Annotated in this window: 1 protein-coding gene; it reads left to right on the forward strand. The window is 49.7% G+C overall.

Features of this window, described 5'->3' with window-relative positions; translation table 11 throughout:
• Positions 1–378: histidine kinase dimerization/phospho-acceptor domain-containing protein (locus KDM89_RS20305; protein ID WP_329604714.1), on the forward strand; the 378-nt coding region annotated here is incomplete at both ends.

Below are 378 nucleotides of genomic sequence, written 5' to 3' on the forward strand. Positions count from 1 at the left end.
GGTCTGGGTGGTGATGGACATCACAGAGCGTAAGCGACTGGAGACCCAATTACAGGAAAGTATGGCAGAGCAACTGCGTTTGCGTACTTTGCAGATGCAGGCTGAACTGAAGGAGGCTGAGCGAGCACGGATACACGCCGAAGAGGCTACCGCTGCAAAATCGATGTTCCTCGCCAATATGAGTCATGAAATCCGCACGCCGATGAATGCGATTATAGGAATGGCACATCTGGCCTTGCGTACCGCTCTCGACGATAAGCAGCGGGATTACGTAGAAAAAATCCACCATGCCGGCATGTCTTTGCTTGGGATAGTGAATGACATTCTGGACTTTTCTAAAGTAGAGGCTGGTAAGCTCAGTATCGAGCATATTGATTT

This window comes from Cognatundibacterium luofuense (assembly GCF_018139685.1).
Classification (GTDB): domain Bacteria; phylum Pseudomonadota; class Gammaproteobacteria; order Burkholderiales; family Burkholderiaceae_D; genus Undibacterium; species Undibacterium luofuense.